Genomic DNA, 23231 nt, shown 5'->3' on the forward strand with positions numbered 1-23231 from the left:
CCTACACCCATTCATAGTCTTAAAGCAAAAATTATAAAAATATATATTAAAAAGAAATACAAGCTCTTACCTTCGAGCCTTCAAGCATTAAAGCCTTCAAGCCTAAGATCTTCTAGCTTTACAGCAAAGCAATAAAAAGACCGCACAAAGCGGCCTTTTACAAAGGATTAAGAGCTAAACAAAGCTAAAATAAACTATTTATTGCCGTCTTCAACGCGACTCTTTAACTTCTGGCCAGGTCTAAAGGTAACCACACGGCGAGCAGAAATTGGAATATCTTCGCCTGTTTTTGGGTTACGACCCGGTCGTTCAGCTTTTTCTCGCAAATCAAAGTTGCCAAAACCTGAGAGCTTTACTTGCTCACCATCTTCAAGTGATTGACGAATCTCTTCGAAAAAAACTTCAACGATATCTTTTGCGTCGCGTTTACTTAAACCGACTTTATTACACAGGTGTTCTGCCACTTCAGCTTTGGTTAGCGCCATGGATCAATCCCTCAATGATGCATTTAATTCAGTTTTTAAGGTATCTACCACTCGATCTACAACATCGTTGATATCTTTTTCTTCAAGAGTTTTCTCTACATCTTGCAATGTCATAGCTATGGCTAAACTCTTAAAGCCCGGTTCAATACCTTGACCTTGGTATACATCGAACAAGTTTAGATCAACTAAATAATTTCCGCCAACATTTTCAATAAGTTGTAGCACTTTTTTTGCTTCAACCGCTTCTTCTACGATAACAGCGATGTCACGTCGGTTAGCTGGGAATTTCGAAATTTCACTCGCCCAAGGTAATTTTCTAGTTAAAATCGGCTCAAGCGCCAATTCAAATACTAGCGTACGACCATTCAAACCAAGCTTGCGCTCAAGTTCTGGGTGAACAGCACCAATATGGCCTACAAGCTCATCGCCTTTGAAAATGGCGGCCGTTTGCCCTGGGTGCAGCGCATCAATTTCAGCTTTTTCAAAGCGATACGCTTCAGCTTCACCGGTGAGTGATAAAATCGCTTCGACATCACCTTTTAAATCGAAGAAATCAACAGGTGCTTTTTCTAATTGATAATGCTCTTGGTTTTTCGTGCCGCAAATAACACCTGCGATCATGTTATCTTGACGAACGCCATTCTCAGCCGACTCATCAGGAATAAAACGCAAGCCCGACTCAAATAAACGAACACGTGATTGCTGACGGTTTTGGTTGTAAGCCACTGATTGTAAGAGACCTGTCCATAACGACAGACGCATTACCGACATTTCTGATGAAATTGGATGAGGTAATGTCATTACATCAGCATTTGGATGCAATAAGCTCTGAACTTTTGGATCAACGAAGCTGTAGGTAATTGCTTCTTGGAAGCCCCGGTTAACTAACGTTTGACGAATGCGAGTTAACGGTAACGCCGCTTCTTTGTGTTGACGCATGCTTAGGGTAGCCGTTGGCGAAACATTTGGAATGTTGTTGTAACCAAAAATACGGGCAACTTCTTCAATTAAGTCTACTTCAATTGAAATATCGAAGCGGTAAGCCGGTACTTCAACATGCCATGTTTCATTTTCAACGTTAACAGCAAAGCCTAAACGCTCTAAAATTTCAGTCACTTTAGCGGTTTCAATATGCATTCCAATGCGTTGGTCTAGCTTTTCACGACGTAACACAACATTTTTAACGGCTGGTATATGATCGTTCGATACCGCTTCAACAATAGGACCTGCTTCACCACCAACGATCTCTAATAGAAGTGCTGTTGCGCGCTCCATTGCATCGCGTTGTAGTTGAGGATCAACGCCGCGCTCGTAACGGTGAGATGCATCGGTGTGCAAACCGTATTGACGCGCTTTACCTAAAATAGCTAGTGGCGCGAAGAATGCACTTTCTAAGAAAATATCTTTAGACTCAGCGTTAACACCTGAGTGTAAACCACCGAAAATACCCGCCATTGCTAATGATTTTTTGCTATCGCTAATCACTAAGGTATCTTCTTTTAAGGTCACTTCGTTTTCATCTAATAAGGTTAATTTCTCTTCCTTGTTAGCAAAACGAACGTCAATTGCGCCTTCAATTGCGTTTAAATCAAACGCGTGCATTGGGTGGCCAAGCTCTAATAATACGTAGTTAGTGACATCAACAACTGGGTCGATTGAACGAACGCCACAACGGCGAAGCTTTTCAACCATCCATAATGGTGTAGTTGCGCTAACATTAATGCCTTTGATCACACGACCTAAATAACGAGGACATGCTTCAGGTGCTGATAAAATAATTTCACGGGTATCATCAATCGTTGGTGCTACCGGTGTAATTTCAACTTCACTGACCGCTAGTGAGTTAAGTACACCCACTTCGCGTGCTAAACCTTTAATGCCTAAACAGTCACCGCGGTTTGCCGTTAGATCAACGTCAATGGTGTTGTCGTTTAAATCTAAGTATTCACGAATATCTGTGCCAATTGGTGCATCGCTTGGTAATTCAATAATGCCGTCAGAGCTTTCCGCTAAGCCCATTTCAGACTCACTACACAGCATACCAAACGACGGTTGACCGCGTAGTTTGGCTTTTTTGATTTTAAAGTTACCCGGCAGTACCGCGCCGACCATAGCGACAGCAACTTTTAAGCCTTGGCGACAGTTCGCTGCACCACAGACGATATCTAATAACTCACCATCAGTTGATGCATCGCCAACGTTTACTTTGGTAACTTGTAACTTGTCAGCATCAGGGTGCTGACCACATTCAACAACTTCACCGACAACAATACCGGTAAATTCACCGGCAACGGGGTCAACAGCGTCAACCTCTAGGCCTGCCATGGTGATCTGATGCGCTAATTCGTCAGAAGTGTTCGCAGGGTTTACCCACTCACGTAACCAAGATTCACTAAATTTCATTATTTGCAGGTCCTACTTAAACTGTTTTAAGAAACGAAGATCGTTTTCGAAGAATGCGCGTAAGTCGTTTACGCCGTATCTCAGCATGGTTAAACGCTCAACCCCCATACCAAAGGCAAAGCCTGTGTACTCTTCAGGATCAATACCCACTGAACGTAAAACATTCGGGTGAACCATGCCACAGCCCAACACTTCTAACCACTTGCCGTTTTTGCCCATAACATCAACTTCCGCTGAAGGCTCAGTAAATGGGAAGTAAGATGGACGGAAACGGATCTCTAAGTCTTCTTCAAAGAAGTTGTGTAAGAAGTCGTGCAAGATACCTTTAAGGTGAGTAAAACTGACATTTTTATCAACCAGTAAACCTTCTACCTGATGGAACATCGGCGTGTGAGTTTGGTCGTAGTCGTTACGGTACACCTTACCCGGCGAGATGATGCGCAATGGTGGTTTTTCTGCTTCCATCGTGCGAATTTGTACACCAGATGTTTGGGTACGTAATACTAACTTAGGGTTAAAGTAGAACGTATCGTGATCTTGGCGCGCAGGGTGATGCTCAGGAATGTTTAAGGCATCAAAGTTGTGGAAGTCATCTTCCACTTCTGGGCCGGCTTTGATTTCAAAACCCAGCTCAGTAAAGAAACTTTCGATACGCTCGATAGTGCGAGTTACAGGGTGTAAACCACCTAAGTCATTTGTGTTACCCGGCAATGTTACATCGATAGATTCAGCGGCTAATTTCGCTTTTATTTCTTCGGCACGTAACAACTCACCGCGCTCGGTGATTAATTTTTGAACTTGTTGCTTTGCTTGGTTAATCGCTTGACCAGCTTTTGGCTTTTCTTCTTTAGGTAACTTACCTAAGTTTTTCATTTGTTCGGTTAACTGGCCTTTTTTGCCTAAAAAGTTAACGCGCACCGCATCGAGCTCAGCTGGAGAAGTTGCCGCTGCAACCGCCTGCTCGGCTTGCAAAATTATGTCGTCTAAATTCATGAGTTCCTCAAAAGCAACAAGATGTGTTTTTGACATTATGGTTAATAAAAATGGCTAACGATTCTACACAATTAATCAAGTAAAATGTAGAGGAAATACGGTTTTTATCAAAAGATTAACGAATTAATTTGGTTAAAGAATGATAATTCTAAATTCCATTACATCTTCTGTGGTGAAACCGTGTTAAAATGCGCGCCAATTAACTATTTACCTCGCTAATTTAGCCTGATTTAGAGAAACCTTTTACGTGATTAACAACGATATTTTTAGACGCTTGCGTTTTATTCTTAACTATAACGACCAACAAATGGTTGATACCTTTGCTCAAGCTGACGCGCTCGTAACAAAACAGCAAGTGAGCGATTGGCTAAAACGAGAAGAAGACGAAGGCTTTGCTAATTTAGTCGATGTTAAGTTTGCTGAGTTTCTAAATGGCTTAATTAACGTAAAGCGCGGTAAACGCGAAGGCGAGCAAAAACCCGCTGAGAAAAAACTCAATAACAACCTTATATTATTAAAACTAAAAATTGCCTTTAACTTAAAAGCTGAAGATATTATCGAGCTATTGAGTGCTGCTGGTTTTAAAATGAACAAAGGCGAGTTGAGTGCATTTTCTCGTAAGCCTGATCACAAGCATTACCGAGAATGTAAGGATCAGGTGATTCGCAACTTACTCAAAGGGCTTGAGCTTAAATATCGCACCGATGTTAAGCGACAAGATGTGAAGCCACTTGATAGAAAAGTTCAGCATTCAATGGCTGATAAACAAAAGCAGCAAGCCGTAAAGAAAAACAAACCAGCTCAACCGAAAGCGCCAAAAGAAAAGACGCTTTATGTAAACCCAAATGCGAAAAAGCCAGCGACTGACTCGGGTCGCAAAAAGCTTAAACTGCGCTCTGAAGATATTTGGAAAGATGTAGAGTAAATGCCGTAACGCTTTAAGGCTATAACGCATATTTGCATTACAGCCTTGTAGCCATCACGCTTTACAGCTCGATGAGCTGATAATCACGTTTTAGAATTTCAATAATTTCAGCTTTTGGATTCGCTGATAATTCAATTTTCTGCCCCGTAATTTTCTCAGCGATATCGGTATAGGTTTTAGACACAGCCATCAAAACATCAACAGGTAATGGATTATCATTAGCAAGCGCAGTGCGCTCTGCCATGCGATCTTTGTTCAACAAAATATCGGGATCTGGGAAATGATTCAATAATAACTGACGGAAGCCCTCTTTCGAGTTCTCAACCACTTTACCTTGACGGTATGCTTCGCCATCCCAAATACGCGATGAATCAGGGGTACCCACTTCATCCATATAGATAAGTTTATCGTTACCTTGGGTATCTTTTACGTAGCCAAATTCAAACTTGGTATCTACGAAGATTTGATCAATGTTTGCTAATTGCTCCGATATTAAATCAAAGCCTTGCGTTAGTAATTTTTCGTATAAACCAATATCGTCTGCTGATTTGAAGTTAAACGCTTCGAAGTTATCTTCGATGTTTTTGCGCGTAATGTTGACATCATCCGCTTCTGGCACACCCTCAATACCTTTTAAAATACCTTTGGTTGAAGGCGTTTGAAGAAGCTGCGGTAACTTGCTGTCTCGCGTTAACCCCTCAGGTAGTTCAATACCACAAAATTCACGTTCACCTTTTTCGTATGCTCGCCACATAGAGCCAGTAATATATTGACGGCAAATTGCTTCAATCATCACAGGTTGCGCTTTTTGTACGATCCAAACAAATGGGTGTGGAATATCGAGAATATGACTATCAGCTAAGCCGTTTTCTTTAAACAGCTTGAACCAATGGTTTGAAATAGCATTTAGAGCAGCACCTTTACCTGGAACACCTTTTAAGCCACCCTCGCCTTGCCAAATACAATCGAAGGCAGAAATGCGATCACTGATCACCATAATCGCTAGTGGTGTATCAAGTGGTACGTCGTACCCTTTTTGTTCGATTAAACGACGGCTATCTGCTTCAGTAAGCCAATAAACACTGCGTACTTTACCGCTATGTACAGGTTTGTCTGTACGAATAGGTAAATCGTTATTAACTGCTAGAACTTGATCTGCAAGACTCATACTCAACCTTTAAAAAGATATTGATAAAATTTATTGGTTTGATTTTAACAGTAAAGCCAAAACAATAAATTTCAATATTACGGTCTTCGCCGCAATGACGAATTTTGAAATAAACTCCGTTTAAAAAGAAAAAAGGACGCTAGATGCGTCCTTTTTAATCTTTCAAAGCTGATTATAAAGCCGCTTGTGCTTTTTCAACTAAAACAGCAAATGCTGCTTTGTCGTATACAGCGATGTCCGCTAAGATCTTACGATCGATCTCGATAGATGCTTTCTTAAGACCGTTGATGAAACGGCTGTAAGATAAACCATTTTGACGAGATGCAGCGTTAATACGAGCAATCCATAATTGACGGAATTGACGTTTACGCTGACGACGGTCACGGTATGCGTATTGACCAGCTTTAGTTACTGCTTGGAAAGCTACGCGATAAACGCGACTACGAGCACCGTAGTAACCTTTCGCTTGCTTTAAGATCTTCTTGTGAGAACGACGTGCAACTACACCGCGTTTTACTCTTGCCATGTGCTAATCTCCTCTTAATTAAGCGTTACGTAGTAATTTATCAACTGCTTTCACATCTGAAGCAGCAACCATGCTTTTAGCACGTAAGTGACGTTTTACTTTCGTACGACGCTTAGTCAAGATATGACGAAGACCAGCTTGTTTACACTTGTAACCACCAGAAGCGGTTTTCTTAAAGCGCTTTGCAGCACCTTTGTTAGTTTTCATTTTAGGCATGAATAGTACTCCACATTTATGCCGTTTAAGTTTGATAATAAAAGGCGAGCACTTCATTTAAAGATAAGTGCTACTTGTCGGCCTCAATTACCGGTTCATCGATAAAGTTGGTGAAACGCTTTCGCGAATGCTTTTATAAGACCAAGTATTATCGTTTAACTGGTGCTAACACCATCACCATTTGACGCCCTTCAACCTTTTTAGGGAAGAACTCAACTTGTGCGATGTCCTCTAGATCATTTTTAACGCGAGTTAATAAGTCTAGACCCAGTTCTTGGTGAGCCATTTCACGACCTCGGAAACGCAACGTTACCTTAGCCTTGTCGCCACCTTCTAAAAAGCGTCTCAAGTTACGTAATTTAACTTGGTAATCGCCTTCATCTGTACCAGGACGGAATTTAATTTCCTTAACCTGAATTTGTTTCTGCTTTTTACGCTGTTCTTTTTGTTCCTTTGCTTTTTCGTAAAGGAACTTGCCGTAATCCATGACACGACAAACTGGAGGTTTTGCAGTTGGGCTAATTTCTACTAAATCAACGCCTGCTGCTTCTGCTTTATCCATTGCTTCATTTAATGAAACGATGCCTTCGGCTTCACCATCAATACCAATCAAACGAACTTCTGGTGCTGTAATTAAATCATTTAAACGATGTGCCGGTTCTTTTTGACCGCCTCTTTGACCTTTAATAGCCTGTTCCTCCAAAGAACTTTATAAAAATTCAAACGTGACCTATACCACGTTTGCGTTGTATTAATTCGTTTATACTAAAGTGCGGTTAGCGACTTCTTGATTTAACTGTTCGATAAACGCATCTACCGACATCTTACCAAGGTCTTCACCACTACGTGTACGAATAGCGATTTCGTTATTTTCCATTTCTTGGCCACCTACGACCAATAAGTATGGAACACGTTTTAAAGTATGCTCGCGAATTTTAAAGCCTATTTTCTCATTTCTCAAGTCTACTTTTGCTCTAAAGCCATTTTCTTTTAACTTTTTAACAACTTTATCACAATATTCGCTCTGTTTATCGGTGATATTCATCACAACAGCTTGAGTTGGCGACAACCACGTTGGTAATTTACCCGCGTATTCTTCGATGATAATACCGATGAATCGCTCTAGTGAACCTAAAATCGCGCGGTGGATCATTACTGGCACATGACGCTCGCCGTCTTCACCAATGTAGCTTGCATCTAAACGACCCGGTAACGCGAAATCTAGCTGAACTGTACCACATTGCCAGTTACGACCTAAACAATCTAATAACGTAAACTCGATTTTAGGGCCGTAGAATGCACCTTCACCCGGTAAGTATTCAAACTCAATACCTAAATCGTTCATCGCATCGGCTAAGCCTTTTTCAGCTTTATCCCAGATCTCATCTGAGCCAATACGTTTTTCTGGACGCGTAGAAAGTTTGACAAGAATATTTTCAAAGCCAAAGGCTTTGTAGACGTCGTATACCATTTCGATACACTTAGTCACTTCCGCTTGCACTTGCTCTTCAGTACAGAAAATATGAGCATCGTCTTGCGTAAAGCCGCGAACACGCATTAAACCGTGTAACGCACCTGATGGCTCGTTGCGGTGACAACAACCAAACTCAGCCATACGAAGCGGTAAATCGCGGTATGATTTTAAGCCTTGGTTGAAGATTTGAACATGGCCAGGACAGTTCATCGGCTTAATAGCATATTCACGTTTTTCAGATTCGGTTGTGAACATGTTTTCTGCGTATTTATCCCAGTGGCCAGAGCGCTCCCACAGCACGCGATCCATCATTAATGGACCTTTTACTTCGTCATAGTCGTATTCGTGTAACTTTTGACGCACAAACTTTTCAAGCTCAGTGTAAATTGTCCAACCGTCGTTATGCCAGAACACCATACCCGGTGCTTCTGTTTGCCAGTGGAATAAATCTAATGCTTTACCAATTTTGCGGTGATCGCGTTTTTCAGCTTCAGCTAAGCGTTGTAAGTAAGCTTTTAATTGCTTTTTATCTGCCCATGCTGTGCCGTAAATACGTTGAAGCATTTTGTTGTCTGAATCACCACGCCAGTATGCACCTGCTACATTCATTAGTTTGAAGTGATGACAGTGCTTCATGTTTGGCACGTGTGGGCCGCGACACATGTCGATGTATTCTTCGTGGTGATATAGCCCTGGACGATCATCTTTATCGATGTTCTCGTCTAAGATTTCCATTTTGTATGGCTCGCCGCGCGACTCAAAGGTATCACGTGCTTCTTGCCAAGAAACGGTTTTCTTAACAACTTGATAATTTGTTTTAGCTAACTCAAGCATACGCTTTTCAAGTTTAGCTAAGTCGTCATCGTTTAATGGTTGGTCTAAATCAACGTCATAGTAAAAACCGTTGTCGATTGTTGGACCAATCGCCATTTTTACATCAGGGAAAAGTTGCTTAATTGCGTGACCTAATAAGTGAGCACACGAGTGACGAATAATCTCTAGACCGTCTTCGTCTTTTGCCGTGATTAATTGCAGTTCACAGTCTTCGGTGATCATTTCACACGCATCTAAGCGCTCACCATTAATGCGACCAGCTAATGTTGCTTTGGCTAAACCAGGGCCAATATCTGCAGCAACATCCATAATAGAAACTGCGTTGTCAAAAGCGCGTTGACTACCGTCAGGGAGAGTAATAATAGGCATGAAAATTCCTTTACAGTGGTGACACATACGTAATGCCACATGTTTAATTTTTATTGCTATTGCAATAAGTTAAATAAAATCAAATAATCGAACGATTACTTACAATAAACGCGCAATATAGGTGATTTGGCCGGTTAATGCAATGCTCTGGAAAATAATGTCAAAAATTAAGCAAATACAGATAAAAAGCCTATTGCCATATATTGCGTTTAGCTGGGCTTTAATCAGCGCATTAAGTTACAGCCAAGCTGCAGAGCAGCCATGGAAAACCTACCTAAACAAAAACAATATCGCCATCAAATATCGGCCTTATCAGACGACTGAATTACTTGAAATAGATGCCTGTTTAGCAACACGTGGAACGCCACATTTAGCGCTTGAATTTTTAACATCGCCAGCGCACATCATAAACTGGCTAGACAATGTCGAAAGCATTGAGTTAATCGAGCAGATCACACCATCGCGCAACATTTTAACCACGACATTCAATGGCATACTGCTAGTTAAACCGCGGCAAGCTTTTGTGTATTCAAAGATTTGGGTTGAAGACAGCGGTACAATTATTATTGAACAACGCGATGCGGGTAAGCAATACTCAGCAAATAAAGGCTATATAAGAGTCAAATTGATAAAAGCTCAATGGTTGATAACGCCAGAAAATAAAAGCGAGATTAATGTGTGTTATCGCGTGGTTGCAGATCCCCAAGGTAAAATTCCTCAGTGGCTTGCTGGGCGCGCGGCACTGAGCTCTATCAGTAAAACGTTAAGTAATGTGCAAAAGCAGTTCAAGCCAGTCATTAATCCAAACCATCATTAACGGAGCCTGCATTGCGCTAGTTATTCACTATACTTGTAAGTAATAGATTCGGGACGGGGCGAACTCATGTGGAAACTCATTGCTGACATTATTGCAAAAAATAACCAACAGCCATTTGAAGATGCTCAGCATACGATGTTATCGAGTGGAGGTGAAAATCGCCTCGCCTATAAATTTTTTAATCAACATCAAGCGTATTTTGTTAAGCTCGCACCAAAGCACAAACTAGATCAGCTAACTGCGGAAGTCGATTGTTTAGCGCACTTACGCGAAATTAATCGCGAATTAATTCCCAAGGTTATTGGCATCGACGTTACATTAGATAAAAGCTTTTTGGTACTGCCATGGCTCGACTTTACTCAACCGAGCGATGACAACTGGTATCAACTTGGGATTGCACTGGCAAAGCTCCACAAAAATTCGAGTAACGGTCAATTTGGCTGGGATCAAGACAATTTTATTGGCGATACCCTACAACCGAATCAATGGAGCAGTAATTGGAGTACGTTTTTTGCTGAGAAACGAATAAGTTGGCAGCTACAACTACTGAGTGAAAAATCAGTGAATTTCGGCGATATCGATTACCTATCGCAAGTGTGCCACGATCTACTTTGCCACCATAAAGTTTCGCCATCCTTAGTTCATGGTGACCTGTGGCATGGCAATGTCGGTTTCGTCGATGGTCAACCCTTAATGTTCGATCCCGCTTGTTATTTTGCAGATCGCGAAGTTGATATCGCGATGACAGAACTATTTGGTAGTTTTCCTGATGCTTTTTACCAAGGCTATCAACAGACACTACCGCTTGATGAGGGCTTTGAGCAACGCAAACACCTCTACAACCTCTATCACGTACTTAATCACGCCAATATGTTTGGTGGTATTTATATCAAGCAAGCTCAAGCACTATTGCAACGCATCATCGCGCAACACGAAAATTTATAACTTTTTTAGTTGAGATTATAACCGCTTAGTGGATTGTTGCCTTCTGCCACTAGCACTATAGCTAAAACCCGCCATACTTAATGTTACCAAGCCTTTTTGTAGCAAATTAAGGAGGCTGTATGTCTCTCTCGATAAAAGAAAAGCGGGTCGAATGCCCTCATTGTGGGCATCACTTATTTTTGTCACTCGATCCAAGCGCTGGTGATCAAGACTATTACGAAAGCTGCCCTGCGTGTTGTTGTGATATTCATCTCAATATGCACATCGACGAATACCACCAAAAAATTCAACTAGCCATTGATGCCGATGACGAACAAGTGTTTTAAGCATGCCTTCGAGTGTTTTGCAGATCAATCGTTATACCCGAGCAGTCGGGGATCTTAGAGATTAAGCGTCATACCCGAACAGTCGGGGATCTTACTGATTAAGCGTTATACCCGAGCAGTTGGGTATCTCATCAATTCATCGGCATTACATTAATACGTGAGATTACCGCATCCGCGGTAATGACGGTGGTGTAATACTCCGCGGTAATGACGGTGGTGTAATGCTCCGCGGTAATGACAGCTTCAGTGTACTGTGTCATACCAGAACAGTCGGGTATCTCAGGGATTAAGCGTCATACTCGAGTAGTCGGGTATCTCATCAATTCATCGGCATTATCTAAATAAATGAGATTACCGCATACGCGGTAATGACGGTGGTGTTATATTCCGCGGTAATGACGGTGTCAGGGTACTGTGTCATACCCGAACAGTCAGGTATCTCAGAGATTAAGCGTCATACCCGAGCAATCGGGTATCTTCAGAATAAGCGTCATACCCGAGCAGTCGGGTATCTAACAGATCAAGTGTCTGAACTAGCTATTTCAGTTTTAACTTTTTAACCGTTTCAACTATCGTCATGGTTTGTTGATCACACTCAATATTGACTTTGTCGTTCACTTGCAACAGTCCAATATTCGTGCGACTTAATGTTTCAGGAATTAAGTGCACAGTAAAACAGTTTTCTGCTACTGCGCCTAACGTAAGACTACAGCCATTAATTGAAATAAATCCTTTACTAAATAGGTATTCTTGCCACTCTTTGCCAATTTCGAAGGTAATTGCACAATTCTCAGGTGTTTTTTCAATATTAACAACAATAGCTTGGCAGTGAATATGGCCACTTACCATATGCCCACCGATTTCATCACCTGCTTTTAATGAGCGTTCTAAATTGACAAAATCACCTTGTTTAATCGCCCCTAAGTTAGTCACTCTCAGCGTTTCATCGATTACATCAAACTCAATAGTGCCATGTTCGTTATCAAGTTGGCTAAACGTTACCGCAGTTAAGCAAACACCATTAATCGCAACACTTGCTCCGATTTCTAACCCCATTAATTCATTTACTTGACACTTAATTGTTAAGTGCATGAGTTGATTTTGAATTTTTATCGCAAAAACTTCAGCTTTCGATTGTACTATACCGGTAAACATCGCTATTATCGTCTTGTTTTAAGTCTCGCTATTGTACCCCATTATAACGTCAATGAAATCACCTCATTTTATTCGAAATACCAAAAGTTTATTAAAGCTGGCCTACCCAATTTTAATTGCTCAGCTTATCCAAAACTTAATGGGATTCGCCGACACTGTTATGGCAGGTAGAGTAAGCTCAACGGATATGGCTGCGGTGGCTGTTGCCAGTAGTATTTGGCTGCCGCTGATCTTAACGATATACGGCGTGATAATGGCTCTTGCGGCAATTGTCTCACAATATTCAGGTAAAAATGCCTATGACAAAGTGGTTAACGCCACTTATCAAACGATATGGATCGCATTAGCACTTGGTATCAGCGTAATCGCATTTTACTATCTGCTTGCGCCAATGATTGAGGCAAATGTTGAGTTAGAGCCACAATTAAAATCATTAATGTTTGAATACTTAGGCTACATCGTTTGGGGAGCACCAGGCTTTTGCTTATACCTAGTGTTAAGAAACTACGCCGAAGGGATGTCTTTTACACGACCGACCATGATCATCTCAATTATCGGCCTGATCATTAACATTCCTGCCAATTATATATTTATCTATGGTGAATTTGGTATGCCTGCTCTTGGTGGTGCCGGTTGTGGTATTGCTACTGCCCTAGTTTATTGGGCGATGTTTTTTGGTATGTTGATATATGTTTACGTATCGAAACACCTCGCAAAAGTTTCACTATTTAAACGTATTTACGGGTTTGATTTTGACGAAATTAAACATATTTTAAAAGTTGGTGTGCCTATTGCGCTCTCACTGTTATTCGAAGTGAGTTTATTTTCAATTGTTGCCATTTTACTCGCACCTTTAGGCGCAGATATTGTCGCTAGTCACCAAATCGCAATTAACTTCTCTGGCTTAGTCTTTATGGTGCCATTGAGTTTTGCCATGGCACTGACGATTAAAGTTGGCTATTGCGTTGGTCAACAAAAATACCAAGAAGCAAAAGAAATATGTAAAGACGCTTTGATTTTTGGCTTGATGATAGCCGTTGTAACAGCCCTTTGTACTATTGTTTTTAGAGAACAAATCGCTGCTATTTATACCAATGAAGCCCCCGTTATCGAACTTGCTGCAAGTTTGATGTTTTTGGCAGCCCTGTTTCAGTTTTCAGATGCTATCCAAGTGATATCAGCTGGTGCCTTACGAGGTTATAAAGACACTACCTCAATTTTGATAATCACCTTTATATCATATTGGTTCGTAGGCTTATCGCTAGGGGTTTTATTAGCACTAACCGACACTATCGTGCCGAGGATGGGGGCAGCAGGCTTTTGGATTGGTTTTATATCTGGCTTAACCGTTGCTGCGGTATTACTAGCGTGGCGCTTAAAAATCATTCAATCTCGCTACGACAACCAAGCGTTAGTAGGCTAATTGATTAATCGATAACCAGTTGATTAGTTAATTGATAAATTTACGCTAAAACTGCTTGCATCATCAATTGTGCACAGCTAATATAGCGCCCGTTGATTAGTTCAACGTATTGTACGACCGTAGCTCAGCTGGTTAGAGCACCACCTTGACATGGTGGGGGTCGGTGGTTCGAGTCCACTCGGTCGTACCAAATAAACCAACCACTTGCGGTTGGTTTTTTTTATGTCTGAAATTTAATAGAACCAAAAAAAAGAAAGAACACCACCCGCTCTTTATCACCCTTGCCAGCCGGTAGTTCGAGTCGCTCATAACATTGTGGGTCGAACCAATTTAAAGCACCAATAGAAGGTGCTTTTTTTATACCTAAAATTTACTAGTACAGATAAGAAAGAGCACCACCCGCTCATTGTTACCCGTGCCAGCCGTTGGTTCGAGTCGCTCCTCACATTGTGGGTCGTACCAATTTAAAGCACCAATAGAAGGTGCTTTTTTTTATGTCTGAATTTAATAGAACGAAAAAAGAAAGAACACCACCCGCTCTTTATCACCCGCGCCAGTCGGTGGTTCGAGTCGCTCCTCACATTGTGGGTCGTACCAATTAAGTCACCTAATTGTAATAACAATGGTGGCTTTTTTTATATCTGAAATTAACTGATTGACCAGAAAGAATGTCTTACTTGCTTTTTATCCCCTAATATATGAACACAGTAGTTATGCCCGACTAACTTATATATAATCTTTAGCTTAATGAATAAGTTAAAGATTAATAGCGTTAATGCTATTTGAAAAACTAAGTATCAGTGGGTTAATCATCAATGGAATTTATTTGGATTTTATTTGCTTTTTGTTGTGGATTACTGGCAAAAGTCGCTAAGTTACCGCCATCTATTGGCTATTTGCTCGCTGGTTTTGTGTTGCACTTCCTCGGCTTTACTGCCGACGATATTATTCTGAACTTAGCAGATCTTGGTATTACGTTATTACTCTTCACCATTGGCTTAAAATTAAATATTCATGACCTCGTAAAAAAAGAAGTATGGCTCGCAAGTCTTAGCCACACCAGTCTTTGGCTAGTCAGTGGCGTGATTGTCTTCAAATTCTTTGCCGTTATCGCTATCCCATATATCGTAGATTTAGACATTGCTACTAGTGCCCTAGTAGTTTTTGCCCTTTCATTTAGTAGTACGGTTTGTGTTGTAAAATTAATGGAAGAACATGGTGAGATGCGAACTCGCCACGGTAAGTTGGCCGTTGGTATTTTGGTTATGCAAGATATTATTGCGGTCGCATTCCTGGTTGCAGCAACGGGTAAAACGCCGAGTATATGGGCACTTAGCTTACTCGTGTTAATACCATTAAAACCGTTAATATATCGAGTAATTTCAAATGTCGGCCACGGTGAATTAATCCCTCTTACCGGTTTCTTTGTCGCTTTTGGCGCTTATGAATTATTCGAGTTTGTGCAAATTAAAGGTGACTTAGGTGCCCTACTTGGCGGGATGTACTTAGCAGGGCATTATAAAGCAAGTGAAATTACCAAATCACTTTTACCATTTAAAGATCTGTTTTTAATTGGCTTTTTCTTATCCATTGGTTTTACTGCACTACCGACTTGGGAAATGTTTGGTATTGCACTTGTTATCACGTTAATGTTGCCGATAAAGTTCGCGCTATTTTTCCTATTATTTGTTTCACTCAATTTACGAGCACGCACCGCATTCTTAAGTGCACTGGCATTAAGTAACTTCAGCGAGTTTGGTTTGATTGTCGCGACACTGAGTCAGAAAATAGGCTGGTTAGAAAAAGAATGGCTAGTTATTTTAGCACTTGCCGTTTCTATCTCATTTGTCATTACCAATATTATTTACAATTTTGCTCACGAGTTTTTTGCTCTTCACAAAGATAAACTCAACACCTATCAACGCACCAAGCGTTTAAAAGAAGATCAATTTGATCAACCTTGTGACGCACCTGTGGTAATCATCGGCATGGGTCGTGTCGGAATGGGAGCTTATAACGCGCTAGAGCAACAAATCCCAGGTCAAGTATGGGGACTTGACACTGACAAAGAAAAAGTAGATTGGCTTAACGACAACAATATTCAAGCATTTACCGGTGACGCTGAAGATGCTGATTTTTGGGAGAATGTTGATGCCGATAAAATCAAATTGGCACTACTTGCGCTGCCGTCAGTTAAAGATATTAAAAATATCACGATTCAATTAAAACTAGCGAATTACCAAGGTAAAATTGCCGCTATTGCTCGCTATGATGATGAACGTGCAGAACTAGAAGAATTAGGTATAGATAAAGTATTCAACTTCTACAACGAAGCCGGTGTTGGTTTCGCCGAGGAGAGTATTGGCTTATATCGCCAATCAACTAATTAATTGAAGTGAATGGAATTCTATAACTTGCTGTTCGGCCAATTATTCCAAGCCGAATAGCAAGTAGTTAAGGTACAATCATTTCAGATAACGGCTGAAAAATACCCCACATCCCCTTTTCATTACTTTGTTCATTTTTAAATAAAAAAACCTGGGCGTGAACGGGGATCACTTTACCTGATTTATGGATATATTCTTTGTCGTAACTAATTTCACCTACGGTAAACACATCTTTAATCACTTTGTGGTTTTCAAACACTAACCACTTTTCTGGCGTGAGTTCTCGATAAGTTAATTGTTTAAGTTCAGCTAGGGTATAACCTGTCAAAGCTTCATATGCCTGATTAACCTCTATAAACTGCCCTGCTGCATCAGTTCGAGCAACTGGATAACGGTTGAGATTCAATTCTTGCTGGAAATTTTTCATTTAACCCCTATCAGAAATAATTACCCCACGCACAATATGCTCAAAAAACAACCAAACTTCAAGCGTAAGTTTTAATTGTAATGCATTATTAAGGAAAATCTTTCTGGAGACCAACAATACTTCAAGCTAACATTAGACTTGATGTGGTGCTAAACTATTCAACACAATAATCAATAAGTTAACACGAAGATAGTCAATAACTTTATCGTATTAAGCTAGGTAAAACCTATCGCTACTAACAAGGAAATTAATACTTATGTATAAGTTAGCCTTCTTGGGCTTTATCTCAAGCCTAATTGTGCCAACAGTATGGGCAAACGAATCCCCTACAGAGTCATCTGACAAAACATTTCAGTTAACGTTGCAAGAACAAAAGCAATACGACTATCCAGAGTGGGGATTAGCAGCGCTAGTGAGAAATGCCTCGATTCCTTATTCAGTCGACTTTGGCGTTGAAGATAGCACAGTGACTACATTTTTCCCTATGATGTTTTATAACGGAGAACACATTTTTTTACGTGGTACCGAAGGTGGTGTTCACTTGTATAAACATGACGACCTAGAACTAAACGCAATAATTCGCAATCACTTTATTGATATTCCCTCTTCACTACAAAATAGTATTGGCGGTGACACGACCGATTACGGTGCACAGCTTCGCTACCAGCTCAACGATACCTATTACACAGAGCTTGATTTGATGACTGATCCCAATGGTACTTTTCATACAGTCGGTAGTATAGGAGCACAATATCATCGCGGAAACTGGTTAGTGCGACCTAAAGCGTCCGTTAGTTGGCGCAACAAAAAGTACAACAACCTATATTACAACTTAGGGGATGAAACGCTTGATTCAGGTTTTGATACCAAGGTGGGTTTCGCTGCACGCTATCATGTTTTTGATAACTTATACCTTTTAGGCGGTGCTTATGGCACTTATTTAAATAGTGAAGCGCGCAAATCAGCCAGTATTAATGACGAGTGGCAATCTGAAGTTTATCTTGGCTTTGGCTTTTTTAATAATGTTGAAAAAAAATATGCCGAGCCATTGTCATTACCTGAGTACATCAGGGTAGCTCATGGTTGGGCAACACCATCGAATATTGGTGACATATTGAGGTTGAACAGAGTAAAAGATGAGTACAATAACAAGTTAACCTCTGTTTTTTATGGCTACCCTCTTACGGATGAATTATTTAGTTTACCATTAGAAATTTACTTAACCCCCGGTTTTGTATGGCATTGGTCATCACAGGTCCAAGATAACCTTCAAGAATATGTGATAGCAATTAAGGCTTACTATACTTTTCAATGGCCTGTGCGCACACGTTTAGGCTTTGCTGAAGGGGTTTCATACATTAATGAATTAACTTATATCGAACAAAGTGAAATGGATAGAAAAGGCTATCAAGGGAGTGAGTGGCTCAATTACTTAGATTTCACCATAGATATCAATCTTGGCGACCTATTTAACGAGAAACATATGCGCAATGTTTGGCTTGGCTATAGCATTCATCATCGCTCGGCAATTTTTGAATCTGCCTCACAGTTTGGTCGGATAAAAGGTGGCAGCAACTACAATACGGTCTACTTACAATTTGATTTTTAACGAGTAGCACTTGTTAGTGGTTACTAAATGCGAAACAATGAGCAACTAAATTATCGTTCTACAAGTACCATGATGTTTTCTCATTGTATCAACTTTGTGCGTCAGCACTGGCAAGCCCTGACGCTACTCATTATGGCGTTAATTGCCGTTGCGTCCCTATATCCAGCAGAGCATTTACCACGGGTACCCGGTACCGATAAAACCCATCACTTTATTGCATACGGCTTATTAGCTTTACCCGTTGGGCTAGCTAGGCCAACAAAATTTTGGTTATACATTACAATATTGGTGACCTTTGGTGGCCTGATCGAATTACTACAACCGTTCGTTAATCGCTATGGTGAATGGTTAGACGTTGCGGCTAACTGCGCCGGCATTCTGGTTGGCTTGTTACTGGCAACTATAATGACGGCTGTGGCCAATAAAATAAAACCAACAAAATAAGACTTAAGCAATTGTAATTAATTAAAAATCAGCTAGATTTATAAATACGGAACACTTTCATTTGCTAAACTAAAAGGAATTATGATGTCCACAATATTTCTCGTCGTAATAGCAGTTAGCTTAACCTTTATCTTTGGCTTTATGGTCAATCGCTTTCTCACGCGCAATGCGCAAATCAATGAAGAATTAGCAAGCTTGAAAGCACAAGTACAAGATAACTCGGTACCTGAGTTAAGAGAAGAAATCAGCGCATTAAAAAAACGCGTGATCACGCTTGAGGCAATTGTTACAAGTCACGGCTACGAGCTCAACGACGAAATTTCAAACCTGTAAACCATGGCTGAACCTATTTATCACTACCGCCATAAACAACAAGGTACCGCATTACTCATTGTTTTGGCATTGTGTGGGATATTTTTGATCGTAGCGACACATGAGCATATTGTCGTCATGAATCTCTCTCTGGCATTACTAATTATCATTGCGACTTTATTCTCATCGCTAACTATTTATCTAACTCACGATAAAATCGGTTGGCATTTTGGCCTTAAATTTTGGCACAAGACAATACCATTAAGCGATATCACATCAGCTCGATTGATCACAACAAAATGGTATTACGGCCTGGGCATCAGACTGGTGCCTAGTGGTTGGCTTTACATTGTGTCGGGTAATCACGCCATTGAGTTAACACGTTTATCTGGTGAGAAAATCACAATAGGAACCAATGATGGAAAACATTTGCTCAAGCAACTAAAAAAACACCATATAAAAGTAAAATAATTTGATGCGTTTTATTAAAACTATAAATCAACTATTAGAGATATTACATGATTAGAAATACCTTTGTATTACTTGGCGGTATCGTTTTGGGTTCGACGGTAAACATGCTGATTATTGCGCTCGGTGCTGAAGTGATCCCACCGCCACCGGGCGTGAATGCCAACAGTGTTGAAAGTATCGCTCAATCAATGCACCTATATCAGACTAAACACTTTTTAGCACCACTGCTTGCCCATGCCTTAGGTGCACTAAGCGGAGCATATTTTGTCGCCAAGCTTGCAACTGAACACCAATTCCCGTTTGCCATGTTCGTTGGTGTATTATTTCTTGCAGGTGGTATTACTATGGCATATCAACTACCTGCCCCTCTATGGTTTACGGTTATTGATATAGTGTGCTGTTACATTCCTATGGCTTGGTTTGGTTATCGATTTGCCACTCGTTCATCGAATTAACAAAACCAACGAGTACAAAAGCCCATTAATTATTAAAAATATTATTTCGCAAGTCACCTAGTATTAAACTACGCTTATATAATCAACCGAAGAAGTTGAAAGCCTTCAATGCCTGAGTTTGGGGAGTAAGCCAATGACTTGTAGAAGTATTTTAATGACAAGCTTAGTAACTTCGTTACTCTTTTCGCCACTTGTAAAAGCTGACGACTGGGCATTTGTTATTAATCCTTACCTACAAGCAACGACAATTGAAGGAGATGCTGGCATCGGGCGTATTAATGCAGACGCCGTGCAAGTAGACTTTGACAAAATTCTAGAAACGCTAGACGCGGCAGCCATGATAAACTTTAAAGGTAAACACGACTCAGGTTGGGGCTTTATCGTTGATTATGCTTTCATGGACTTAAAAGACGATATAGCCACACCGAGAGACGGCATAGCCTCTGCTCGAGTTCGCCAAGGTGTATTACAAGTAGAAGGACTCTACAGCCAACAAAATAATAAAGGAACCATTGACTACTTGTTTGGCTTGCGTTGGTGGGATAATGATTATGCGCTAGACCTCACCTTACCGATAGCTGATAAAGAGGTTAGGTTTCGTCGTGACGAAGACTGGGTAGACTACTTTATCGGCGCTCGCTGGACAGGAGATATCAACCGCAATTGGAGCTACTCTCTTCGAGGAGATTTAGGTATGGGTGGCGCAGATTTCACGTCGAGCCTAGAGGGTGGCTTGCTGTATCATTTTAATCGCAAACATTCACTAGACATTAAGTACAAGGCAACCTTTGTCGATGTGGATGAAGGTACACAGAATCAACCAGGTTACTATAAGTACGACACGGTCACCCATGGCCCTGTAATAGGGTACATGTATCAGTTTTAATCATTAATACGATCACTTATCCTCTTGTAAAGACTAATCTGCACTAACCGCATACAGCTTGTCACCTTTATTAATCTTTAGAACTAATTGTGCAAAAGGTATCTCTTTGCTCTAAACCTATAGTGTTAAGTATAGCCGGTTGCTTTAAAGTTCACGGATAAAAAAATCGCCCTGTTGTGGGCGATTTTTTCTTTATCGGCTTGATTTAAAAACTACTTGTTCGTTACTCTTTCCCAAATACCAATTTGATCAACGACTGAATCAAACGTCCAGTCACCTGGTACTTGTGAAGGCGGGTAATCCTTAAAAGTATACAAGAATTTAATTACCTCTGTCGCAGCTGGCGCCATCATATACATGCGATTAGCCCACCACACTTCATATGTGCCAGATTCATCGGCTGCAATCTCATAAGGATCTTGGCGCAAGTTAGTAATCGAAGGTGCACGACGTTGTTCTAGCTGACAGAACCAAACACTCATACCTTCACATTCTTGCTCTAACCATAAGAATTTCCAGTCGCCAATACGAATACCGGCTACATCACCACTGTCAGTTGCATAAACAAATTGCTTACGTGGCCAATCTGAGTTGTCATCAGCTACTGTGTTCTTGCCTTTCATTAACGCTGGTAATAAATTGTAGCCATCAAGTTTAATTTTATATTTACGACCGTTGATCGTCGTACCTTTTGCTAAACGTTCGGTAACGTTTGAATCACCTGCTGCAGCCAAGAAAGTCGGCATCCAGTCGTTGTGAGCAGCAATTTCATTTACGACTTGGCCCGCAGGTATTTTACCTGGCCAACGTACCATTGCCGGCACACGGAAACCACCGTCCCATGTTGTATTTTTCTCACCTTTATAACGAACAGTACCGCCATCAGGCCATGTGAATTTTTCAGCACCATTATCGGTTGAATACATAACAATGGTATTATCAGCAATACCTAAATCATCTAGTTTATCAAGTAAAACACCCACGTGTCCGTCGTGCTCTACTAAACCATCACCGTATAAACCACCGCGCTTAGATATGCCTTTAGACTCTTCTTTCAAGTGAGTCCAAACGTGCATGCGTGAAGCGTTCCACCATACAAAGAAAGGCTTTTTATCTTTATGTGCTTTGTCGATAAATTTTAACGCGTTAGCCAAAAATTCTTCATCGGCTGTTTCCATGCGTTTTTTCGTTAATGGTCCGGTATCTTCAAGTCGGCCATCGGCAAATGAATGAATAACACCGCGAGGAGAAAACTGCTTCACCTGCTCTGGTGACATGAAGCGGTTATAGTCTTCATTTTCAGGCTCTTCCTCGGCATTTAAGTGGTATAAATTACCGTAAAACTCATCGAAGCCGTGATTCGTTGGTAAATGAGAATCGCGATCACCAAAGTGGTTTTTACCAAATTGTCCCGTTACGTAGCCCTTTTCCTTAAGCAACCACGCAATCGTTACGTCATCTTCCATCGCACCTTCTTTAGCGCCTGGCAAACCTACCTTTGTTAAGCCTGTACGCATAGGGTGCTGGCCAAAAATAAAAGCAGCTCGACCGGCAGTACAAGAGTTCTCACCGTAGTAGTCAGTGAAAATAGCACCTTCTTTTGCGATTCGGTCTATATTGGGTGTAAAGTGCCCCGCTTGGCCCATGGTATAAGCACTGAGGTTATCTTGACCTATGTCATCACCCCACAGTGCAAGGATATTTGGTCGAGAGGTGTCTGTTGTCGCTAATGCATGCCCTGAAAGTGCTGCAAGCGATAGTGATAACACCAAGTTTTTTACTATCGGTTTGATACTCATAAAAACTCCGTTTTGTTTTTTGGTCTTTAATCGGCAGACATATTAATACACAACCTTGTTAAAATTGCACTAAAAACATGTAATTATTTTGTTAAAATCAAGATTTAATCCTATCGCTTACTTTTTCAATAACCTTTTGATCTAACTATGAGTTTTCTTCGTATTAAGTTAGTTAAGCACCGTACCAATCCCCGTTAAAATTGTAACAAAAACACACGATTGTCTTTAACGCAAAGTATGCATTAGTTTTGAGTAAGTACATGAATATTTATGCAACTTAAGTTAACGGAGCGACAACAGTCACCTAACTGCTATATAAAAAATCCTCAGATAATGTATAACAGTGTACTTACGCCAATTGTTTACCTTTAATTTTATGATC

24 protein-coding genes and 1 tRNA gene are annotated in these 23231 nt (G+C 40.7%); 13 read left to right on the forward strand and 12 right to left on the reverse strand.

What is annotated here, in order from left to right; translation table 11 throughout:
* Positions 1 to 194 precede the first annotated feature (194 nt).
* From LP316_RS12195 to pheS, 3 genes are read right to left on the reverse strand one after another with little or no spacing between them, the layout of a single operon-like run.
* Entirely contained in the window at positions 195 to 485 is a 291-nt protein-coding gene (locus LP316_RS12195; protein WP_193021431.1) for an integration host factor subunit alpha, read from the reverse strand.
* 3 nt (positions 486 to 488) lie between these two features.
* The gene (gene pheT / locus LP316_RS12200; RefSeq protein ID WP_193021432.1) at positions 489 to 2888 is read right to left on the reverse strand and encodes a phenylalanine--tRNA ligase subunit beta; all 2400 of its coding nucleotides are present in this window, start codon (positions 2886 to 2888) and stop codon (positions 489 to 491) included.
* Between the two features lie 12 nt (positions 2889 to 2900).
* A complete protein-coding gene (pheS, locus tag LP316_RS12205) occupies positions 2901 to 3881 on the reverse strand; it encodes a phenylalanine--tRNA ligase subunit alpha (RefSeq protein WP_193021433.1) in 981 nt (326 codons plus the stop codon).
* A 247-nt stretch (positions 3882 to 4128) separates the two neighbouring features.
* Here pheS and LP316_RS12210 point away from each other — a divergent pair, with 247 nt between their 5' ends.
* Positions 4129 to 4806, forward strand: a complete 678-nt coding sequence (locus LP316_RS12210; RefSeq protein WP_193021434.1) for a DUF1456 family protein — start codon at positions 4129 to 4131, stop codon at positions 4804 to 4806.
* A 61-nt stretch (positions 4807 to 4867) separates the two neighbouring features.
* On the opposite strand, the gene LP316_RS12215 is transcribed toward LP316_RS12210, so the two are convergent.
* The 5 genes from LP316_RS12215 to thrS all read right to left on the reverse strand — a co-directional run bounded on the left by LP316_RS12215 (position 4868) and on the right by thrS (position 9393).
* Positions 4868 to 5974 (reverse strand): phosphoribosylaminoimidazolesuccinocarboxamide synthase, encoded by a 1107-nt coding sequence (locus tag LP316_RS12215; protein ID WP_193021435.1) that lies wholly within the window; start codon positions 5972 to 5974, stop codon positions 4868 to 4870.
* A 172-nt stretch (positions 5975 to 6146) separates the two neighbouring features.
* On the reverse strand, positions 6147 to 6500 hold the full coding sequence (rplT, locus tag LP316_RS12220) for a 50S ribosomal protein L20 (RefSeq protein ID WP_193021436.1): 354 nt from the start codon (positions 6498 to 6500) through the stop codon (positions 6147 to 6149).
* A gap of 18 nt (positions 6501 to 6518) precedes the next feature.
* Complete coding sequence (gene rpmI, locus LP316_RS12225; protein ID WP_193021437.1) at positions 6519 to 6716, reverse strand: 50S ribosomal protein L35; 198 nt, start codon at positions 6714 to 6716, stop codon at positions 6519 to 6521.
* Positions 6717 to 6864: 148 nt separating this feature from the next.
* Positions 6865 to 7419: a translation initiation factor IF-3 gene (infC, locus tag LP316_RS12230; RefSeq protein ID WP_193021438.1), complete on the reverse strand. Its 555-nt coding sequence runs from the start codon at positions 7417 to 7419 to the stop codon at positions 6865 to 6867.
* Between the two features lie 57 nt (positions 7420 to 7476).
* Entirely contained in the window at positions 7477 to 9393 is a 1917-nt protein-coding gene (thrS, locus tag LP316_RS12235; protein WP_193021439.1) for a threonine--tRNA ligase, read from the reverse strand.
* Positions 9394 to 9550: 157 nt separating this feature from the next.
* Between thrS and LP316_RS12240 the strand changes: the two genes are divergently transcribed.
* From LP316_RS12240 to LP316_RS12250, 3 genes are all read left to right on the forward strand, one after another.
* The gene (locus LP316_RS12240) at positions 9551 to 10210 is read left to right on the forward strand and encodes an START domain-containing protein (RefSeq protein WP_193021440.1); all 660 of its coding nucleotides are present in this window, start codon (positions 9551 to 9553) and stop codon (positions 10208 to 10210) included.
* Between the two features lie 66 nt (positions 10211 to 10276).
* Positions 10277 to 11155, forward strand: a complete 879-nt coding sequence (locus LP316_RS12245) for a fructosamine kinase family protein (protein ID WP_193021441.1) — start codon at positions 10277 to 10279, stop codon at positions 11153 to 11155.
* A 119-nt stretch (positions 11156 to 11274) separates the two neighbouring features.
* Positions 11275 to 11481: a CPXCG motif-containing cysteine-rich protein gene (locus LP316_RS12250; RefSeq protein ID WP_193021442.1), complete on the forward strand. Its 207-nt coding sequence runs from the start codon at positions 11275 to 11277 to the stop codon at positions 11479 to 11481.
* 131 nt (positions 11482 to 11612) lie between these two features.
* Here the strand turns inward: LP316_RS12250 and LP316_RS16090 are convergent, their stop codons facing one another.
* Both LP316_RS16090 and LP316_RS12255 read right to left on the reverse strand, forming a co-directional pair.
* Positions 11613 to 11741: a hypothetical protein gene (locus LP316_RS16090; RefSeq protein ID WP_264298963.1), complete on the reverse strand. Its 129-nt coding sequence runs from the start codon at positions 11739 to 11741 to the stop codon at positions 11613 to 11615.
* Positions 11742 to 12018: 277 nt separating this feature from the next.
* Entirely contained in the window at positions 12019 to 12636 is a 618-nt protein-coding gene (locus LP316_RS12255) for a riboflavin synthase subunit alpha (protein WP_193021443.1), read from the reverse strand.
* A gap of 52 nt (positions 12637 to 12688) precedes the next feature.
* Between LP316_RS12255 and LP316_RS12260 the strand changes: the two genes are divergently transcribed.
* From LP316_RS12260 to LP316_RS12270, 3 genes are all read left to right on the forward strand, one after another.
* Positions 12689 to 14059, forward strand: coding sequence for an MATE family efflux transporter (locus tag LP316_RS12260; protein WP_193021444.1), 1371 nt, complete (start codon positions 12689 to 12691; stop codon positions 14057 to 14059).
* A 113-nt stretch (positions 14060 to 14172) separates the two neighbouring features.
* A tRNA-Val gene (locus LP316_RS12265) sits at positions 14173 to 14249 on the forward strand.
* 625 nt (positions 14250 to 14874) lie between these two features.
* On the forward strand, positions 14875 to 16449 hold the full coding sequence (locus LP316_RS12270; protein WP_193021445.1) for a cation:proton antiporter family protein: 1575 nt from the start codon (positions 14875 to 14877) through the stop codon (positions 16447 to 16449).
* Positions 16450 to 16513: 64 nt separating this feature from the next.
* Here the strand turns inward: LP316_RS12270 and LP316_RS12275 are convergent, their stop codons facing one another.
* The gene (locus LP316_RS12275; protein WP_193021446.1) at positions 16514 to 16873 is read right to left on the reverse strand and encodes a PAS domain-containing protein; all 360 of its coding nucleotides are present in this window, start codon (positions 16871 to 16873) and stop codon (positions 16514 to 16516) included.
* Between the two features lie 256 nt (positions 16874 to 17129).
* On the opposite strand from LP316_RS12275, the gene LP316_RS12280 reads away from it, so the two are divergent.
* The 6 genes from LP316_RS12280 (at position 17130) to LP316_RS12305 (ending at position 21050) form a co-directional block, all read left to right on the forward strand.
* Positions 17130 to 18482, forward strand: coding sequence for a MipA/OmpV family protein (locus LP316_RS12280; protein WP_193021447.1), 1353 nt, complete (start codon positions 17130 to 17132; stop codon positions 18480 to 18482).
* A gap of 27 nt (positions 18483 to 18509) precedes the next feature.
* Positions 18510 to 18926 carry a VanZ family protein gene (locus LP316_RS12285; RefSeq protein WP_226960739.1) on the forward strand — a complete coding sequence of 139 codons (417 nt, stop codon included), beginning with the start codon at positions 18510 to 18512 and terminating at the stop codon, positions 18924 to 18926.
* A gap of 84 nt (positions 18927 to 19010) precedes the next feature.
* Entirely contained in the window at positions 19011 to 19259 is a 249-nt protein-coding gene (locus LP316_RS12290) for a hypothetical protein (protein ID WP_193021448.1), read from the forward strand.
* Between the two features lie 3 nt (positions 19260 to 19262).
* Entirely contained in the window at positions 19263 to 19709 is a 447-nt protein-coding gene (locus tag LP316_RS12295) for a hypothetical protein (protein WP_193021449.1), read from the forward strand.
* A 47-nt stretch (positions 19710 to 19756) separates the two neighbouring features.
* Positions 19757 to 20164, forward strand: coding sequence for a hypothetical protein (locus LP316_RS12300; RefSeq protein WP_193021450.1), 408 nt, complete (start codon positions 19757 to 19759; stop codon positions 20162 to 20164).
* Between the two features lie 154 nt (positions 20165 to 20318).
* Positions 20319 to 21050 (forward strand): hypothetical protein, encoded by a 732-nt coding sequence (locus LP316_RS12305; RefSeq protein ID WP_193021451.1) that lies wholly within the window; start codon positions 20319 to 20321, stop codon positions 21048 to 21050.
* Positions 21051 to 21262: 212 nt separating this feature from the next.
* Here LP316_RS12305 and LP316_RS12310 read toward each other — a convergent pair whose 3' ends face one another.
* The gene (locus tag LP316_RS12310; RefSeq protein ID WP_193021452.1) at positions 21263 to 22849 is read right to left on the reverse strand and encodes an arylsulfatase; all 1587 of its coding nucleotides are present in this window, start codon (positions 22847 to 22849) and stop codon (positions 21263 to 21265) included.
* Positions 22850 to 23231 lie beyond the last annotated feature (382 nt).

The sequence above is a fragment of the Thalassotalea sp. LPB0316 genome, from assembly GCF_014898095.1.
Classification (GTDB): domain Bacteria; phylum Pseudomonadota; class Gammaproteobacteria; order Enterobacterales; family Alteromonadaceae; genus Thalassotalea_G.

What these genes read in the sequence shown, in the direction of transcription:
- LP316_RS12195 (WP_193021431.1), bottom strand. Translation starts at nt 485, where the DNA reads ATGGCGCTAACCAAAGCTGAAGTGGCAGAACACCTGTGTAATAAAGTC.
- pheT (WP_193021432.1), bottom strand. Translation starts at nt 2,888, where the DNA reads ATGAAATTTAGTGAATCTTGGTTACGTGAGTGGGTAAACCCTGCGAAC.
- pheS (WP_193021433.1), bottom strand. Translation starts at nt 3,881, where the DNA reads ATGAATTTAGACGACATAATTTTGCAAGCCGAGCAGGCGGTTGCAGCG.
- LP316_RS12215 (WP_193021435.1), bottom strand. Translation starts at nt 5,974, where the DNA reads ATGAGTCTTGCAGATCAAGTTCTAGCAGTTAATAACGATTTACCTATT.
- rplT (WP_193021436.1), bottom strand. Translation starts at nt 6,500, where the DNA reads ATGGCAAGAGTAAAACGCGGTGTAGTTGCACGTCGTTCTCACAAGAAG.
- rpmI (WP_193021437.1), bottom strand. Translation starts at nt 6,716, where the DNA reads ATGCCTAAAATGAAAACTAACAAAGGTGCTGCAAAGCGCTTTAAGAAA.
- thrS (WP_193021439.1), bottom strand. Translation starts at nt 9,393, where the DNA reads ATGCCTATTATTACTCTCCCTGACGGTAGTCAACGCGCTTTTGACAAC.
- LP316_RS12240 (WP_193021440.1), top strand. Translation starts at nt 9,551, where the DNA reads ATGTCAAAAATTAAGCAAATACAGATAAAAAGCCTATTGCCATATATT.
- LP316_RS12245 (WP_193021441.1), top strand. Translation starts at nt 10,277, where the DNA reads ATGTGGAAACTCATTGCTGACATTATTGCAAAAAATAACCAACAGCCA.
- LP316_RS12250 (WP_193021442.1), top strand. Translation starts at nt 11,275, where the DNA reads ATGTCTCTCTCGATAAAAGAAAAGCGGGTCGAATGCCCTCATTGTGGG.
- LP316_RS16090 (WP_264298963.1), bottom strand. Translation starts at nt 11,741, where the DNA reads ATGACACAGTACACTGAAGCTGTCATTACCGCGGAGCATTACACCACC.
- LP316_RS12255 (WP_193021443.1), bottom strand. Translation starts at nt 12,636, where the DNA reads ATGTTTACCGGTATAGTACAATCGAAAGCTGAAGTTTTTGCGATAAAA.
- LP316_RS12260 (WP_193021444.1), top strand. Translation starts at nt 12,689, where the DNA reads ATGAAATCACCTCATTTTATTCGAAATACCAAAAGTTTATTAAAGCTG.
- LP316_RS12270 (WP_193021445.1), top strand. Translation starts at nt 14,875, where the DNA reads ATGGAATTTATTTGGATTTTATTTGCTTTTTGTTGTGGATTACTGGCA.
- LP316_RS12275 (WP_193021446.1), bottom strand. Translation starts at nt 16,873, where the DNA reads ATGAAAAATTTCCAGCAAGAATTGAATCTCAACCGTTATCCAGTTGCT.
- LP316_RS12280 (WP_193021447.1), top strand. Translation starts at nt 17,130, where the DNA reads ATGTATAAGTTAGCCTTCTTGGGCTTTATCTCAAGCCTAATTGTGCCA.
- LP316_RS12285 (WP_226960739.1), top strand. Translation starts at nt 18,510, where the DNA reads ATGCGAAACAATGAGCAACTAAATTATCGTTCTACAAGTACCATGATG.
- LP316_RS12290 (WP_193021448.1), top strand. Translation starts at nt 19,011, where the DNA reads ATGTCCACAATATTTCTCGTCGTAATAGCAGTTAGCTTAACCTTTATC.
- LP316_RS12295 (WP_193021449.1), top strand. Translation starts at nt 19,263, where the DNA reads ATGGCTGAACCTATTTATCACTACCGCCATAAACAACAAGGTACCGCA.
- LP316_RS12300 (WP_193021450.1), top strand. Translation starts at nt 19,757, where the DNA reads ATGATTAGAAATACCTTTGTATTACTTGGCGGTATCGTTTTGGGTTCG.
- LP316_RS12305 (WP_193021451.1), top strand. Translation starts at nt 20,319, where the DNA reads ATGACAAGCTTAGTAACTTCGTTACTCTTTTCGCCACTTGTAAAAGCT.
- LP316_RS12310 (WP_193021452.1), bottom strand. Translation starts at nt 22,849, where the DNA reads ATGAGTATCAAACCGATAGTAAAAAACTTGGTGTTATCACTATCGCTT.